14 protein-coding genes are annotated in these 16143 nt (G+C 71.1%); 12 read left to right on the top strand and 2 right to left on the bottom strand.

All coding sequences use genetic code 11. The annotated features are described in order from the left end of the window. The first annotated feature begins 7 nt into the window (after nucleotides 1-7). The 6 genes from truB to K318_RS0113805 all read left to right on the top strand — a co-directional run bounded on the left by truB (nucleotide 8) and on the right by K318_RS0113805 (nucleotide 7068). Nucleotides 8-970 carry a tRNA pseudouridine(55) synthase TruB gene (gene truB, locus K318_RS0113830; protein WP_029089912.1) on the top strand — a complete coding sequence of 321 codons (963 nt, stop codon included), beginning with the start codon at nucleotides 8-10 and terminating at the stop codon, nucleotides 968-970. Between the two features lie 131 nt (nucleotides 971-1101). After that, entirely contained in the window at nucleotides 1102-2055 is a 954-nt protein-coding gene (locus K318_RS0113825; RefSeq protein WP_029089911.1) for a bifunctional riboflavin kinase/FAD synthetase, read from the top strand. Nucleotides 2056-2124: 69 nt separating this feature from the next. After that, the gene (rpsO, locus tag K318_RS0113820; protein ID WP_029089910.1) at nucleotides 2125-2394 is read left to right on the top strand and encodes a 30S ribosomal protein S15; all 270 of its coding nucleotides are present in this window, start codon (nucleotides 2125-2127) and stop codon (nucleotides 2392-2394) included. A 317-nt stretch (nucleotides 2395-2711) separates the two neighbouring features. Then, nucleotides 2712-4937, top strand: coding sequence for a polyribonucleotide nucleotidyltransferase (locus K318_RS0113815; RefSeq protein ID WP_029089909.1), 2226 nt, complete (start codon nucleotides 2712-2714; stop codon nucleotides 4935-4937). 10 nt (nucleotides 4938-4947) lie between these two features. Continuing rightward, nucleotides 4948-6285: a M16 family metallopeptidase gene (locus K318_RS0113810; RefSeq protein ID WP_029089908.1), complete on the top strand. Its 1338-nt coding sequence runs from the start codon at nucleotides 4948-4950 to the stop codon at nucleotides 6283-6285. Between the two features lie 159 nt (nucleotides 6286-6444). Continuing rightward, nucleotides 6445-7068: a superoxide dismutase gene (locus tag K318_RS0113805; RefSeq protein ID WP_029089907.1), complete on the top strand. Its 624-nt coding sequence runs from the start codon at nucleotides 6445-6447 to the stop codon at nucleotides 7066-7068. 134 nt (nucleotides 7069-7202) lie between these two features. On the opposite strand, the gene K318_RS0113800 is transcribed toward K318_RS0113805, so the two are convergent. Further along, the gene (locus tag K318_RS0113800; protein WP_029089906.1) at nucleotides 7203-8222 is read right to left on the bottom strand and encodes an Lrp/AsnC family transcriptional regulator; all 1020 of its coding nucleotides are present in this window, start codon (nucleotides 8220-8222) and stop codon (nucleotides 7203-7205) included. A gap of 92 nt (nucleotides 8223-8314) precedes the next feature. On the opposite strand from K318_RS0113800, the gene K318_RS22060 reads away from it, so the two are divergent. From K318_RS22060 to K318_RS0113780, 4 genes are all read left to right on the top strand, one after another. Continuing rightward, complete coding sequence (locus K318_RS22060) at nucleotides 8315-9544, top strand: amidohydrolase (protein ID WP_211233338.1); 1230 nt, start codon at nucleotides 8315-8317, stop codon at nucleotides 9542-9544. A 5-nt stretch (nucleotides 9545-9549) separates the two neighbouring features. Then, a complete protein-coding gene (locus tag K318_RS22055) occupies nucleotides 9550-10869 on the top strand; it encodes a DUF3100 domain-containing protein (protein ID WP_169721477.1) in 1320 nt (439 codons plus the stop codon). Between the two features lie 103 nt (nucleotides 10870-10972). Further along, nucleotides 10973-11725, top strand: a complete 753-nt coding sequence (gene dapB, locus K318_RS0113785; protein WP_029089905.1) for a 4-hydroxy-tetrahydrodipicolinate reductase — start codon at nucleotides 10973-10975, stop codon at nucleotides 11723-11725. Further along, nucleotides 11722-12192, top strand: a complete 471-nt coding sequence (locus K318_RS0113780; RefSeq protein ID WP_035282096.1) for a tetratricopeptide repeat protein — start codon at nucleotides 11722-11724, stop codon at nucleotides 12190-12192. Before dapB ends, K318_RS0113780 begins: the two co-directional genes overlap by 4 nt. A gap of 36 nt (nucleotides 12193-12228) precedes the next feature. Here the strand turns inward: K318_RS0113780 and K318_RS22050 are convergent, their stop codons facing one another. Beyond that, a complete protein-coding gene (locus K318_RS22050; RefSeq protein ID WP_169721476.1) occupies nucleotides 12229-13461 on the bottom strand; it encodes a heparan-alpha-glucosaminide N-acetyltransferase domain-containing protein in 1233 nt (410 codons plus the stop codon). A 46-nt stretch (nucleotides 13462-13507) separates the two neighbouring features. On the opposite strand from K318_RS22050, the gene dapA reads away from it, so the two are divergent. Both dapA and K318_RS0113765 read left to right on the top strand, forming a co-directional pair. Further along, entirely contained in the window at nucleotides 13508-14428 is a 921-nt protein-coding gene (gene dapA / locus K318_RS0113770; protein ID WP_029089903.1) for a 4-hydroxy-tetrahydrodipicolinate synthase, read from the top strand. Next, nucleotides 14425-16110: a ribonuclease J gene (locus tag K318_RS0113765; protein ID WP_051298035.1), complete on the top strand. Its 1686-nt coding sequence runs from the start codon at nucleotides 14425-14427 to the stop codon at nucleotides 16108-16110. Before dapA ends, K318_RS0113765 begins: the two co-directional genes overlap by 4 nt. The last annotated feature ends 33 nt before the right edge of the window (nucleotides 16111-16143 follow it).

The raw sequence follows: 16143 nt of genomic DNA, 5'->3' as shown, positions 1-16143 counted from the left end.
GAGCGGCATGGCAGACAGTCCTCCCGCTCCCTCCGGCTTCCTCGTCCTCGACAAGCCCGCCGGCTGGTCGAGCCACCGCGTGGTCTCGCGCGTCCGCAAGTGGCTGGGCACCCGCAAGGTGGGCCATGCGGGCACCCTCGACCCCATGGCCACGGGTGTGCTCGTCGTGGGAGTGGGACCGGCGACCCGCCTGCTCACCTTCGCGGTGGGGGAGTCGAAGACGTACACCGCGACCATCCGCCTCGGCGCCTCGACGCCCACGGACGACGCGGATTCCGCACCGGACCGCTTCGCCGCCGCCGAGGCCGTCGCGGCAGTGACCTCCGAGCGCCTCGAAGCGGGGCTGACCGGACTGCGCGGGGCCATCATGCAGGTGCCGAGCGCGGTCTCGGCCGTCAAGGTCGACGGCCGGCGCGCCTATGCCCGCGTACGTGCGGGCGAGGAGGTGGAGCTCCGGGCGAGACCCGTGACGATCTCCCGCTTCGAGACCACGAGCGCGCTGCGGGAGGCCGAGGCGGAGGACGGGGACGGGCGTGCGCACCCGGTCCGGGACGTCGATGTCGCAGTGGACTGCTCCTCCGGCACCTACATCCGGGCACTGGCCCGGGACCTGGGGACCGCCCTGGGCGTGGGCGGGCACCTCACCGCGCTCCGGCGGACCCGCGTCGGCGGATTCACGCTGGACGAGGCCCTCGACGTGCCTCCGTTCCCGGACCCCGCGCACCCCGAGGATCACGCTGCCCGGGTGCCTGCCCCGCCGCTCCAGGAACCGGCCTCGGCGGCGGCGCGCCTCCTGCCCGTGCGCGAGGTGAGCGAGGACGAGGCCCGTGCTCTGCGGCAGGGCAGGTTCCTGCCCGCGGAGCAGCTGCAGGCCGCACCGCACACCGCGGCAGTGTGCGCGGGCGGCCTCGTCGCCGTGCTCGAACCGCGGGACGGTCAGCTCAAGCCCAAGCTCGTCTTCCCCGCCTGAGCGCCCGGCCCCGGCCGCGCAGGGGGATGCGCCGTGTGAGGTCCGCGGGGCTCCTGCGCTAACGTGTACCGGGTGCACGGCACGGTCGGTGATCGGCACAGCATCTGTTCGAGCACGTCGAGAGGGCGCAGGTGGACATCTTCGCCAGTCCGGAGGACATCCCCGCCGACTACGGCTCCGCCGCCGTCGGGATCGGCAACTTCGACGGTGTGCACAGGGGCCACCGCGTGGTGCTCAGCCGCCTCGCGGAGGTGGCGGAGCAGCGGGGACTGAAGTCGATCGCGGTGACCTTCGACCCGCATCCGCGCGCCGTGCACCGCCCGGAGGCCGCGGTCGAGCAGATCTGCAGCCTGTCCCAGCGCCTGGCCCTCATCGGCGGGCTCGGAATCGACGCGACGGTCGTGCAGCAGTACTCGCTGGAATGGGCGGACCAGTCCGCGGAGCGCTTCGTCCTCGACTACCTCGTGCGCGGGCTGCGCGCCGCGGTGCTCGTCGTCGGCTCCGATGTGCGCTTCGGCCGGGACAACTCCGGAGACCTCGCGACCCTCATGCGCCTGGGCGCCGAGCACGGCTTCGAGGTCGTCGTCATCGACGAGGTCGGCGTCGGCGCGCGCTACTCCTCGACCTCCATCCGGCGCAGGATAGAAGCCGGCGATGTGCGGGGTGCCGCCGAGGAGCTGGGCTACAACCACGCACTCATGGGCGAGGTGGTGCACGGGGAGAAGCGGGGCCGCGAGATGGGCTTCCCCACCGCGAACCTCGACATCGGCGCGGACGGCCTCGTGCCCGCGGACGGTGTGTACGCCGGCTGGATGACGTTCCCCGCTCGCGGCCTGCGCCTGCCCACCGCGATCTCCGTCGGCACCAATCCCACCTTCCACGGGCACGTGCGCACGGTGGAGGGCCACGCCATCGACGTCGAGTTCGGGGACCTCGACGTCTACGGGGAGACGATGGAGGTCGAGTTCGTCGACCGCATCCGCGGACAGGTCGCCTTCCGCGGGATGGAGCCGCTCATCGCGCAGATGCACGCGGACGTGGACCGGGCCCGCGCTGTGTTAGGCTTGCAGACGCCGTTTTCATGACCGGCCGCGGTTCCACAGTGCTCGCACAGCAGGTGCGGGCGCCGCGCAACGACACCGGAGGGCAGCCCCATGGCACTCGATCCCAAGGTCAAGCAGGAGATCATCAAGGAGTACGCGACGCACGAGGGCGACACCGGCTCTCCGGAGGTCCAGGTCGCGGTCCTCACCCGCCGCATCACCGATCTCACCGAGCACTTCAAGGAGCACAAGCACGACCACCACTCGCGTCGCGGCCTGCTGCTCCTCGTCGGCCAGCGCCGTCGCCTGCTCAAGTACCTCCAGAACGTCGACATCGAGCGCTACCGCGCGCTCATCGCCCGTCTCGGCCTGCGCCGCTGAGGCAGGGCTGACGGGAAGGCGCCTGCGCGGACATGCGGTCCGCGCAGGCGCCTTCGGCGTTCCCGCCCCGCTCTTCGCATGCGGCGGCCCCGATTGGTAGGGTGGGTGCGTCCAATCTCTGCGACCGGAGTCATCGGTCCTCGGTAGTGGCCTCCGCAATCCGCGCCCGCACCTCCGCCTCGAGCGGAGACGAGCGGCGTCCGGACGTGCGTGGGCCTCGATCGAAGGCCGCCTCACGACTGTCTACCGGCCGCAGGGCATCCCCTGCGCCCGCATCCGCACGAGCTTGTGAGCCCTGCGGGCAGAACGGAGAGATCGTGGGTATCAGCCCCGAGACCGCCGTCGCGACGATCGACAACGGTCGCTTCGGCACGCACACCATCCGCTTCGAGACCGGCCGCCTCGCCCAGCAGGCCGCCGGCTCCGCCGCCGTCTACTTCGACGACGAGACGATGCTGCTCTCGGCCACCGCCGTGAGCCGCAGCCCCAAGGAGCACTTCGACTTCTTCCCGCTCACGGTGGACGTCGAGGAGCGCATGTACGCGGACGGCCGGATCCCCGGTTCGTTCTTCCGCCGTGAGGGCCGCCCGTCCACGGACGCGATCCTCACCTGCCGCCTCATCGACCGCCCGCTGCGCCCGTCCTTCGTCAAGGGCCTGCGCAACGAGGTGCAGATCGTCATCACGGCGATGGCCGTGGAGCCGGGCGTCATCTACGACACGATCGCGATCAACGCGGCCTCGATGTCGACGCAGCTGTCCGGTCTGCCCTTCTCCGGCCCGATCGGCGGTGTGCGCATCGCACTCATCGACGGCCAGTGGGTGGCCTTCCCCACGCACGAGCAGCTCGAGAGCGCCGTCTTCAACATGGCCGTCGCCGGCCGCGTGGTCGGCGACGACGTCGCGATCATGATGGTCGAGGCCGAGGCCACCGACCGCGTCATCGACCTCGTCCGAGGTGGCGCGCAGGCGCCCACCGAGGAGGTCGTGGCCTCGGGCCTCGAGGCCGCGAAGCCCTTCATCCGCGAGCTCGTCCGCGCGCAGGCGGAGCTGGCCGAGAAGGCCGCGAAGCCCACCGCGGAGTTCCCGCTGTTCAAGGACTACCAGGACGACGTCTACGCCGCCGTCGAGGAGCTCGCCTTCGAGAAGCAGACCGCGAACTTCCAGATCGCGGACAAGCAGGAGCGCGAGCGCGCCGGCGACGCCCTCCTCGCCGAGCTCTACGAGCAGCTGGGCGAGCGCTTCGCCGGCCGCGAGTCGGAGATCGCGGGAGCGCTCAACGCGCTCACGAAGCAGGTGGTCCGCAAGCGCATCCTCACGGAGCAGGTGCGGATCGACGGCCGCGGGCTCAAGGACATCCGCCCGCTGTCCGCGGAGACGCAGGTGCTCCCGCGCGTGCACGGCTCGGCTCTGTTCGAGCGCGGCGAGACCCAGATCCTGGGCGTGACCACGCTGAACATGCTCAAGATGGAGCAGCAGCTCGACTCGCTCTCGCCGGTGAAGTCCAAGCGCTACATCCACCACTACAACTTCCCGCCCTACTCCACGGGTGAGACCGGCCGCGTGGGCAGCCCCAAGCGCCGTGAGATCGGCCACGGCGCGCTCGCCGAGCGCGCGATCGTGCCGGTCCTGCCCACCCGCGAGGAGTTCCCCTACGCGATCCGCCAGGTGTCAGAGGCGCTGGGCTCCAACGGCTCGACCTCGATGGGCTCCGTGTGCGCCTCCAGCCTGGCGCTGCTCTCGGCCGGCGTGCCGCTGCGTGCCTCCGTCGCGGGCATCGCGATGGGCCTCGTCTCCGATGTCGTGGAGACCGCGGACGGCCCGCAGACGGCCTATGCCGCCCTCACGGACATCCTGGGTGCCGAGGACGCCTTCGGCGACATGGACTTCAAGGTCGCGGGCACGGGCGAGTTCATCACTGCCATCCAGCTCGACACCAAGCTCGACGGCATCCCCGCCGCCGTGCTGGCCGCCGCGCTCAAGCAGGCCCGCGAGGCCCGCCTGGCGATCCTCGGGGTCCTCGACGAGGCGATCGCGGCCCCGGCGGAGATGGCCCCGACCGCTCCGCGCATCATCTCCGTGCAGATCCCGGTCGACAAGATCGGCGAGGTCATCGGGCCCAAGGGCAAGATGATCAACCAGATCCAGGAGGACACGGGCGCGGACATCAGCATCGAGGACGACGGCACCGTGCTCATCGGCGCCTCCGAGGGCGCTGCCGCCGAGGCCGCGCGCAGCGCGATCAACGCGATCGCCAACCCGCAGGTCCCGGAGGTGGGCGAGCGCTACCTCGGCACCGTCGTCAAGCTCATGAGCTTCGGCGCCTTCGTGTCGCTGAGCCCGGGCCGCGACGGCCTGCTGCACATCTCGGAGCTGCGCCGGCTCAACGGCGGCAAGCGCGTCGAGGACGTCGAGGACGTCGTGGGCGTGGGCCAGAAGATCCAGGTCGAGATCACCAAGGTCGACGACCGCGGCAAGCTCTCCCTCGTGCCGGTCGCGGACGAGGACGAGGAGACCGCGGACGCGCAGGAGAACGAGGACTGATCAGCCCATCGTGAGCACTCTTCTCTCATCCGGGGAGGGCAGTCGCATCGAGCGCACTGTCCTCCCCGGAGGCATCCGCGTCATCACCGAGACCGTCCCCGGACTCCAGTCCGAGACCGTGGGGGTGTGGGTGGGCTCCGGCTCACGGCACGAACCCGCGGGCTCGGAGGGATCCACGCACTTCCTCGAGCACATGCTGTTCAAGGGCACGAGCACGCGGACGGCGCGGGAGATCGCGAGCGGGCTCGAGCGCACGGGAGGGGACTCCAACGCCCTCACGGCCAAGGAGCACACCTGCTACTACGCGCGCTGCCTCGTGAGCGATCTCGACCATGTGAGCGAGCTGCTCTGGGACATGGTGCTCGACTCCCAGCTCGATGCCGGCGAGTTCGAACGCGAGCGCGGGGTCATCATCGAAGAGCTCGCGATGGCCGCCGACGACCCCACGGACCAGCTCTACGAGGACTTCGAGGAGCTCGTGTGGTCCGGGCAGGCGCTCGGCCGGCCGGTCGGAGCGACGAAGGAGCAGATCCGCACGCTCGACCATGCGGTGCTGCTCGACCACTACTCGGCCGCGTACGCGGGCCCCGGCCTCGTGTTCGCGGCCGCCGGCGGCGCCTCGCACGCGGAGGTCGTCGACCAGGTCGCGCGGCATTCGGCGGTGGGCCTGGACCGGCGCGCCGCGGGTCGGCAGGGCGCAGGCCTGCGGGGCGTCGAGCCGCAGCGGACCGCTGCGGCCGGTCCCTCCGCGGCGAGCCGGGCCCGCTTCACCCCGGGCCTGCACGTGCGCGTGCGGGAGACGGAGCAGCAGGGCCTGCTGCTGGGAGCCCAGGGCCTGCCGGACGGGCACGAGAAGCGGTTTCCCAACATCGTGCTCGCGAACCTGCTGGGCGGGGGCATGTCCTCGCGCCTCTTCCAGGTGATCCGTGAGGAGCGCGGGCTGGCCTACACCGTGCACACCGTGCTGAACGAGTACTCGGATGCCGGCACCTTCGCCGTCTACGCCGGCTGTGCGCCCGAGGCCGCGGACGAGGTGCTCGCACTCACGGCCGCCGAGCTCGCGCGTGCTGCCCGTGAGACCGCGGAGGCCGACGAGGTCGCCGACATCGTCGCGCAGCTGGCCGGGTCCACCGTGCTCGGGATGGAGTCGACGGCGGTGCGGATGAACCGCATCGCCCGCCACGAGCTCACGGGACTGCCCCTGCTGCCGCCCGAGGAGCTGATCAGCCGCGTGCGCGCCGTCACGCCCGGGGACGTGCGCGCCCATGCGGAGGAGATCTTCTCCGGGCCCTGGGCGCTGGCGGCGGTCGGTCCGCGCGCGGACCTGAGCGTGCCCGCAGTCCTGTGAGGGACTGCCGCCTCCTGATAGGAATACCGCGCACAGGGGGCGGCGTTTACCCCGGCGAGACCCTGGACTAGGGTCGGGGGTGCGGCACCGGCCGATCTGTTCGACCAGGGCACCGGGGCCGGCACCAGCACAGATGGTCAACGACCGCAGGAGGAACACATGGTGGAGCAGTACACCCTTCCCGATCTTCCCTACGACTACGCAGCGCTCGAGCCGCACATCTCCGGCCGCATCATGGAGCTGCACCACGACAAGCACCACGCCACCTACGTCAAGGGCGCCAACACCGCTCTCGAGCAGCTGGCGGAGGCACGTGAGAAGGGCGACTTCGGCACCGTCGGCAAGCTGTCGAAGGACCTGTCCTTCAACCTCGGCGGTCACGTCAACCACTCGATCTTCTGGAACAACATGAGCCCGGACGGCGGCGACAAGCCCACCGGCGAGCTCGCAGCGGCGATCGACGACCAGTTCGGCGGCTTCGACGCGTTCCAGGGGCACTTCAACGGTGTGGCCACCTCCATCCAGGGCTCCGGCTGGGCGGTCCTCGGCTGGGACGCGCTGGGCCAGCGCCTCACCATCGAGCAGCTGTTCGACCAGCAGGGCAACGTCCAGCTGGGCTACATCCCGCTGCTGCAGCTGGACATGTGGGAGCACGCCTTCTACCTCGACTACCAGAACGTGAAGCCGGACTACGTCAAGGCCTGGTGGAACGTCGTCAACTGGGAGGACGTGCAGGCCCGCTTCGAGCGCGCACGCACCCAGACCCCGGGCCTCATCGCCTGAGGGAGCTCGCGTGCAGCCGGTGCCGAGCACATGAGCACTCGGCACCGGTGACCGCAGGAGGCCGGCAGTCCGCAGGGACTGCCGGCCTCCTGCGCGCACGGGCGGCACTGTGCCGGGTGCTCCGTGCAGGCGTCTCAGCCTCGGAGCGGGACGACAGCGGTCGCGAAGCCGCGGTGGTCGAGGAGCCTGCCGACGAGCTTGCGGGGGCGAAGCACGATGGCGCGGTCCGCGACCTCGACGGCCGGCAGCCTCCTGCGCAGCTGGGTCTCGAGCCGCTGGCCGTCGGCGATGGAGCGCAGCCAGGCCGCGACCAGGACGTTGTGGGGGCCGGCCGCCGGCAGCACTGCGCGGACTTCGGGGACCGAGGCCAGCAGGCGCCCGGTCTGGTCGATGCCCTCGGCCGGTACGCGGAGGAAGAACCACTCGACGAAGCGCCACTCCGTGAGCGTCCGCGCCACCTCGCAGCGAAGCCTGAGGGTACCCGAGGCCAGCAGTGCCTGCATGCGCCGGCGCACCGTGCTCTCGGACTGCTCGATGTGCGCGGCGAGATCGGCTGTGCTGCGCCGGCCGTCCTCGGAGAGCAGGGCCACGAGCCTGCGGTCGAGTGCGCTGCCCGTCGTGATGCGCTCCGTGCGCTGCGGGAGCGACTCCTGGATCGCGGACTCCTGGGCGGGTGTGAGGCTGCGCAGCCGCCATCGGCTCGCATCCGTGTACGCGCCCACGAGCGGATGGCTGTGCACGGAATCGATCCCGGCGACCGCGCCCAGGCGGTCGAGGAGATAGGAGGCCAGCGCCAGCTCGTCGGAGCAGGAGACGGTGACGAGCAGGTCGCGGGAGCCCGAAGTCAGGTCGACCGTCATCGCCTCGGGATCGCGGCCGAGGACGTCTGCGACCTCGGCCACGGCGTCGGGGCGGCAGGAGATCTCGACCACCGCGACGGCGGGACTGCCGTCGCTCAGCGGCTGGCACGAGATCCAGGCGGCGCCGCTGCCTGTCAGGTGCTCCCAGCGGCGGGCCGCGGTCGTCGGCGCGATGCCGAGGACGTGACCGAGACGTCTCCATGGGGCACGGGGGCTGATCTGGAGCGCGTGAACGAGTGAGAGGTCTGCCTCACTCAGGCTTGTGCCGGAATCTTGCATGGAAAAGTACTTCATGGTGGAATCCTGCAAGCTGGGTGGATGTGATGCAAGGCACCGGAGAATCACCTGTGGCGTTCGTCCGTTCAGACCCAGGGGGAGACATGTCCATGACCGTCCAGGAGCGCGCGGCCGCAGCGGTGCGCAGTGCCGAGCCGCGGCTGCTCGAGCTCAGCCATGCGATCCACGGCTTCGCCGAACTCGCCTTCGAGGAGCACCGGTCCGCGGCCGTGCTGTGCGAGGAGCTGCGCGGAGCCGGGTTCTCGGTCGAGACCGGCGTCGCGGGACTGCCTACCGCCTTCGTCGGCACCTACGGCACGGGCGATTTCACGGTGGGCGTGTGCCTCGAGTACGACGCGCTGCCCGGCATCGGGCATGCCTGCGGACACAACATCATCGCCACGGCCGGCCTGGGTGCCGTCCTCGGCCTCGCGGAGGTCGCGGACGAGCTGGGGCTCACCGTCAAGGCGATCGGCACTCCGGCGGAGGAGCACGGGGGCGGCAAGGTGCTCATGCTCGAGGCCGGGGCCTTCGACGATCTCACGGTCTCGCTCATGATCCATCCGGGGCCGCTCGACGCGCATCCGGCGGTCTCGGGGTCACAGGGCGTGTGCCGGTACTCGGCGACGTTCACCGGCCGTGCCGCCCACGCCGCTGCGGCTCCCACGCAGGGCGTGAACGCGGGGGACGCCGCCGTCGTCGCCCAGGTCGCCCTCGGTCTGCTCCGGCAGCAGCTGCCCGCGACCGCGCGCATCGCCTCCTTCGTCCGCGAGGGAGGGGAGGCCACCAACATCATTCCCGCCCGCACCGTCGTGGACTTCGAGGTCCGGGAATTCGACATCGCGGAGCTGCGCACCCTGGATGAGCGAGTCCGGCGGTGCTTCGAAGCCGGCGCCCTGGCCACCGGCTGCGAGCTGGTCATCGAGGAGACGGAGCCGGAGTACGCGCCGCTCGTCCACGATCCGCGCCTGGCCGAGGCCTATGCGCGTGCGGCCGAGGCCTGCGGCCGCGAGCTCGCCGGGGAGAAGGGGCTGTCCGGCGGGTCCACGGACATGGGCAATGTCTCGCAGCACCTGCCGGCGCTCCACCCGATCGTCGCGGTGCGCGGCACCGAGCACCCGCCGCACACCGAGGGCTTCGCCGCCGATGCGCTCAGCCCGGCCGCGGACGAGGCGGTGCGCGACGGGGCGCTGAGCATGGCGGTTGCGGTCATCGCGGTGGCCGCGGATGCCGAGCAGCGGGCGGCTCTGCTGGCAGAGCAGGCCGAGCGCCCGGGATATGCCGCGCGCATGGCGGAGCGGCACGGAGGCTCCGCGCAGGACGCGGCGGTGCGCGCATGAGCTCCGTGACGGCAGAGAACCGTTTCGCGGCCGGCCTGCGCCGCTATGTCCCGCTCACGCTGCTGGCGCTGCTGCTCGCCGTCGTCGCCGAGCTCATCGGCACCTTCGAGTTCGGGATCGGGATCGGCACGCTGACCCTCCTCCCGCTCATCTGGGGCCTTCTGCTGGGCGCTGCGATCAGCATCCAGAGGGTGAAGCCCTTCCCGCCGGCCGTCCAGCAGGCGGCATCGGCCGCGCTGCAGGTGGGCGTCCTGCTGCTCGCCACCCGGCTGGCCTTCAACGTGGGCGACAACATCGAGCTCATCCTCGAGGTGGGGCCCGCGCTCGTCCTGCAGGAGATCGGCAACCTCGGCACCATCCTCGTGGGCCTGCCGCTGGCGGTGGCGCTCGGGATGGGGCGGGCCTCGGTGGGGGCGACGTTCTCGACCTGCCGCGAAGGCTCCTTCGTCATGGTGGGCGAGCGCTTCGGGGCGGATTCGCGGGAGCTGCGCGGTGTGCTCTCGATGTACGTCTTCGGCACGGTCTTCGGCGCGCTGTGGCTGGGCCTCCTCGCCTCGGTCATGGCCGGCTCCGGCTGGTTCAACCCGCTGGCGCTCGCGATGGGCTCCGGTGTGGGCTCGGGCTCGATGATGGCGGCCGCGGCCAATTCCGTGACCGCGGCGTTCCCGGAGATGACGGACCAGATCCTCGGGCTCGCCGCCCTGAGCAATCTCCTCAGCTCCGCGCTGGGGCTCTATGTGGGCGTCTACATCGCCCTGCCGCTGGCGGATCGCTTCTACCGGCTGCTCACGCGGCGGCAGCGAGTTGCCGTGGCCCCCGGTGCGGGACAGGCCGGCGCCCCGGAGGCCTCCGTGGCTGAGTACCAGGAGGCCGAGGCGGAGTCCGCCGGTCCGCCCGCCTCCCGCTGGGCGCTGCTGGCGATGACCACCGTCGCGATGATCGCCTCGGTGTGGGCCTTCGAAGGCAGGATCACCGCCGAGGTCCTCCCGGGCTTCGCCGTGCTGGTGGCGATCGTCGCCATCGCGCTCGTCGTGCGCCGCTTCCTGCCGATCAACTCGCTGGTGACGGCGATGACGCTGGCGATCCTGCTGTCCATCCCGTGGTCGCCGGTGTCCGGCGCCGTCCTGGAGCTCACCGCGCCGATCGACTTCCTGCCGCTCACCACGCCCGTGCTCGTGTTCGCGGGCCTGGGCCTCGGCAAGGACGTGCCGGTGCTGCGCAGCATCGGCTGGCGGATCATCCCCGTGGGGCTCGCGGTGCTCAGCGGCACCTTCATCGCCTCCGTGCTCATCGCCCAGGGCGTGCTCGCGGCGGGAGGCTCCTGAGGGGAGAGCGCGCCTCCTCGCCTCGTAGACTGGTGCCGACCGCCGTGCGCCCCTCTGGGGCGCACGGCAGCAGCCGTCGCACCATCCCAGGAGAGTGAAGAACGTGAGCGATATCCGCGTCGCCGTCATCGGAGCCAGGGGCCGCATGGGCTCCCATGCCGTGGAAGCCGTCGAACAGGCCGAGGGGCTCACTCTCGTCGCGGCGCTGGGCAGCGCGGACTCGCTGGAGGGCCTGGCGGACCTCGACGTCGACGTCGCCGTGGAGCTCACGGTCCCGGACTCCACCGAGGCGAACGTCCGCTTCCTGGTCGAGCACGGCATCGACACCGTCGTGGGCACGACCGGCTGGACCGAGGACCGGCTCGAGGCCCTGCGCGGGCTCCTGGCCGCCCATCCCGGGGTCGCGGTCCTCATCGCGCCCAACTTCTCCATCGGAGCGGTGCTCGCGATGCGGTTCGCGGAGCTCGCGGCACCGCACTTCGACTCCGCCGAGATCATGGAGATCCACCACACGCGCAAGCTCGACGCCCCCTCGGGCACCGCCCGCCACACCGCCCAGCGGATCGCGGCCGCCCGCGCCGAGGCCGGCCTCGGCGAGATGCCCGACGCCACCGCCCAGGATCCGGAGGGCGCGCGCGGCGCGGTCATCGACGGCGTCCACGTCCACGCGGTCCGCCAGCAGGGGATGAACGCGCACGAGGAGATCATGTTCGGCTCCGACGGCGAGGCGCTCACCATTCGGACCGACACCTTCTCCACCCGCGCGTTCATGCCCGGCATCCTCACCGCCGTGCGGCAGATCGGGCAGCGGAGCGGACTCGACCACGGCCTCGAGTCCTATCTGGACCTCGCATGAGCGCGCTGCGGATGACGAAGGCCAAGCTGGGCGTCCTCGTCGTCACGGCGGGGCTCGTGCTCTACCTCGTGTTCACGGCCCAGCGCGGCTGGATCATGCTCACGGACGACTCGCTCATCGCCAAGGCACTGGGACTGGCGCTCTTCGCCCTGCCGGTCATCGGGGCATGGGCGCTGTTCCGGGAGCTGCTCTTCGGCACGCGCACGGAGCAGCTCGCCGGCATCCTGGAGTCCGAGGGAGGCCTGCCGCCGGACACCCTGCCGCGCACCCCCGGCGGCCGGATCGTCCGCGAGGCCGCGGACGCGGAGTTCGAGAAGTACCGCGCCGAGGCCGAGGCGGCCCCGGAGGACTGGCGCTCGTGGTTCCGCCTCTCATGCGCCTATGACGCCTCGGGGGACAGGAAGAATGCCCGCGCCACGATGCGCCGGGCGATCCGGATGCACCGGGAGCCGCCCGCCGCGGCCTGAGCGGCGTCCGAGGCCGACCGCCGCACGAGCGCGGACTCAGCCCCAGCCCGCAGTCGCGGTGCCGGTCCGGGTCCTCCCGGTCGGGCCCAGCACCGCCTCCGTCACCCCGCGGACGGCGAAGGAGCTGAGCGACTCGAGCGGGCCTCGGCGGCTGACGAGGGACGACCAGACCAGCGAGACGACGATGAGCGCGGCGATGTTGACCGCGAAGGACGTCCAGGCCGCGATGTCGACATCGCCCTCACCGGCAGTCGCCGCGATCGTCGAGACGATCACGATGTGCAGCGTGTACATGCTCAGCGGCATGGAACCGGGCCGCGAGAGCCAGGCATGCAGCCAGGCGTGCCGCTCCAGCCAGGGCCCGGCGAGCAGGCACAGGCCGATGACGGCGAGCGCGATGCCGGAGGTGTGCACGAGGTCGAACGTCGTCCCCGAGTGCGGGCCGGACGTCGCGAGCCACCACGCGGAGTCCGCGGGCGTCACCCCGTAGGCGCCCAGCATGATGAGCCGTTCGACATAGGAGTGGCCGTCGGCCATGATCCCGGTCGCATAGAGCGATTCCAGCACCTCCATCCCGCGGAACGTCATGAGCAGGGAGGAGATCGAGGCCGCGAGCACGGACACCGCCAGCCCCATGACGACGAGCAGCACGCGCCGGCTCACGGCGGACCAGTCCGTCCGCGCGAGCCACATGCCCAGCAGGATGTATCCCGTCCACTGCAGGAGCGGATAGTAGGCGGTGAGCACGAGGCCCACCCACATGTCGGGATCGCCGACGAGGGAGAACGCGGGCACGTGGAGCGGCATGTCCGCGAACGCCGGATCCGACCGGAGGACGTGCGAGAGCTGCGGGGTGAGGAGGAACCACAGGGCCGCTCCCGGCCCCAGCGCCCATGCGGGCAGGCGGAGGAACAGCGCGGCGATCACGAAGAGGGCGCCGTAGTTGACGAGGATGACCGCGATCCCGCTCGGCAGCTCGCCCAGAGCCAGGCCCAGCAGGCCGATGAAGAGGCCGCGGACGGTCAGGCCCGCCGCCGCGGCGGCCCAGCCGCGCAGTCCCGGGACCTCGAGCGTGCGCCGGGTGGAGAGCACGATCGACACGCCCGCGAGGACGGCGAACAGCGCCGAGGCCCGCCCCTGGAACTGCGCGACGAAGGTGAGCTCCCCGGCCGCGTCCATGCGGGGGAGGACGTGTGTGGCGATCATCCCGAACAGGGCGATCCCGCGGGCCAGATCGAGGCCGAGGATCCGGCCGTGTGTCTTGTGCACTGAGAGCCTGTGCCTCTCTGCCGTCCGCGGCGGGTAGGATTCTCGCATGGCCATGATAGATGACTCCGCAGCGCGTGCTGCCCTCGACGCCTTCGGGCGGGTGGGGACCGCGATGATCACTCCGTTCACCGCTGACGGAGTGCTCGATGCGAAGGCCGCGGAGGCCGTCGCGGACCATCTCATCGGCCTGGGCAACGACATGCTCGTGGTCTCCGGGACCACGGGGGAGTCGCCCACCACCTCGGACGCGGAGAAGGCCGAGCTCCTCCGGATCGTGCGCGCGGCCGCAGGCGGCCGCGCGAAGGTCATCGCCGGTGTGGGCACGAACGACACCGCGCACACCCTCGCGCTCGCCCGGGAGGCGGCAGCGGCCGGAGCCGACGGCCTCCTCGTCGTCACCCCCTACTACTCGAAGCCCAGCCAGGCCGCGATCACCGCCCACACGCGGGCGGTCGCGGACTCCACGGACCTGCCGGTCATGCTCTACGACATCCCCGGCCGCAGCGGCGTCCCGCTCGAGACCCCCACCCTCCTCGCCCTCGCCGAGCACCCGCGGATCCTCGCGGTCAAGGACGCCAAGGGGCGCCTCGACCTCGCCGCGGACGTGCTCAGCACCGGCGCCCTCGCCTACTACTCGGGCGAGGACGCGCTCAACCTGCCGCTCATGTCCGTGGGTGCCGTCGGCATCGTGTCCGTCGTGGGACACGTCGCCGCGGACCGGCTGAGCGCCCTCGTCTCCCATGCCGCGAGCGATGACTTCGCGGCGGCCCGCGCCATTGCGTGGGAGCTCGTCCCCCTCGTGGACGCGATCATGAACCACATGCCCGGTGTGGTCGCCGTCAAGGCGGCCCTCGAACTCCAGGGCGTCCTCGGCACACGGGCCACACGGCTTCCGCTGCTGCCCGCGGACGCAGCACAGGTGGAGTTCGTGCGCCGGGCTCTCCAAAGGAGCGATTACCTGACGTGAAGACCTTCCTGCCTGAGATCGGCAAGCCCCGCAAGGCCGACCCGGAGGCGCTGCGCATCGTAGCCCTCGGCGGCCTCGGCGAGGTGGGCCGCAACATGACCGTGTTCGAGTACCACGGCAAACTCCTCATCGTGGACGCCGGTGTGCTGTTCCCCGAGGAGGAGCAGCCCGGCGTGGACCTCATCCTCCCGGACCTCACCTACCTCGAGGGCCGCTACGACCAGATCGTCGGCCTCGTCCTCACGCACGGCCACGAGGACCACATCGGTGCGGTGCCCTATCTGCTGCGCGGCCGCGAGGACATCCCGATCCTCGGCTCCCGCCTCACGCTGGCCCTCATCGAGGCCAAGCTCAAGGAACACCGCATCAAGGGCGTGACCCGCGTGGTGAGCGAGGGCGACACGGACCAGCTGGGTCCCTTCGACGTCGAGTTCGTGGCGGTCAACCACTCCATCCCGGACGCGCTCGCGGTGATGATCCGCACGGGCGCGGGCTCCGTCCTCCACACGGGCGACTTCAAGATGGACCAGCTCCCGCTCGACGGCCGCATCACGGACCTGCGCGCGTTCGCCCGTCTGGGCGAGGAGGGCGTCGACCTGTTCCTCACGGACTCCACGAACGCCGAGGTGCCGGGCTTCACCGCACACGAGAAGGACATCAAGTCCGTTCTCGTCAACCTCTTCGGGCAGGCGCAGCGGCGCATCATCGTCGCCTCGTTCGCCTCGCACGTGCACCGCGTCCAGCAGGTGCTCGAGGCTGCCAATGAGCACGGGCGCAAGGTCGCCTTCGTGGGCCGGTCGATGGTGCGCAACATGAAGATCGCCCAGGACCTCGGCTACCTCGACGTGCCGCCGGGCATCCTCATCGACATGAAGAAGGTCGACGACTACCCGGACGACCAGGTGGTGCTCATGAGCACCGGCAGCCAGGGCGAGCCGATGGCCGCGCTCTCGCGCATGGCCAACCGCAACCACCGCGTCGAGGTGGGCGAGGACGATATGGTCATCCTCGCCTCCTCGCTCATCCCCGGCAACGAGAACGCGGTCTTCCGGGTCATCAACGGGCTCATGAAGCTCGGCGCGAAGGTCGTGCACAAGGGCTCGGCGAAGATCCACGTCTCCGGCCACGCCTCCGCCGGCGAGCTCCTCTACTGCTACAACATCGTCCGGCCCGCCGGCGTCATGCCGGTCCACGGCGAATGGCGCCACCTGCTCGCCAACGCCGAGCTCGCGGAGCAGACCGGGGTGCCGGAGGAGAACATCATCCTCGCGGAGAACGGCTACGCCGTGGACCTCGTGGACGGCAAGCCGCACGTCGCCGGCGCCTATCCCACGCAGGACCTCTTCGTGGACGGCTCCACCGTGGGCGCGATCACCGAGGCCGATCTCAAGGACCGGCTCACGCTCGCCGGCGAGGGCTTCGTCTCCGTCTTCATGGCCGTCGACCTCTCGCGCAGGCAGATCGTCGCGGGCCCGGAGATCCACACCCGCGGCGTGGCCGAGGACCAGACCGTGTTCGCCTCCATCTCGCCCAAGATCGAGGCCGCCGTGCTCGAGGCGATCCGGAACGGCACGAAGGACCGGCACCAGCTGCAGCAGATCATCCGCCGGACGATCGGCCGCTGGATCTCGTCGAAGCTGCGCCGTCAGCCCATGATCGTCCCGATGGTCGTCGTGGTCTGATCCCATTCCGCTGAGTGAGCGGTTCCTGTCGGT

Source organism: Brevibacterium album DSM 18261 (assembly GCF_000426445.1).
GTDB classification, from domain to species: domain Bacteria; phylum Actinomycetota; class Actinomycetes; order Actinomycetales; family Brevibacteriaceae; genus Brevibacterium; species Brevibacterium album.
This window is presented reverse-complemented; position numbering and strand designations above follow the sequence as displayed.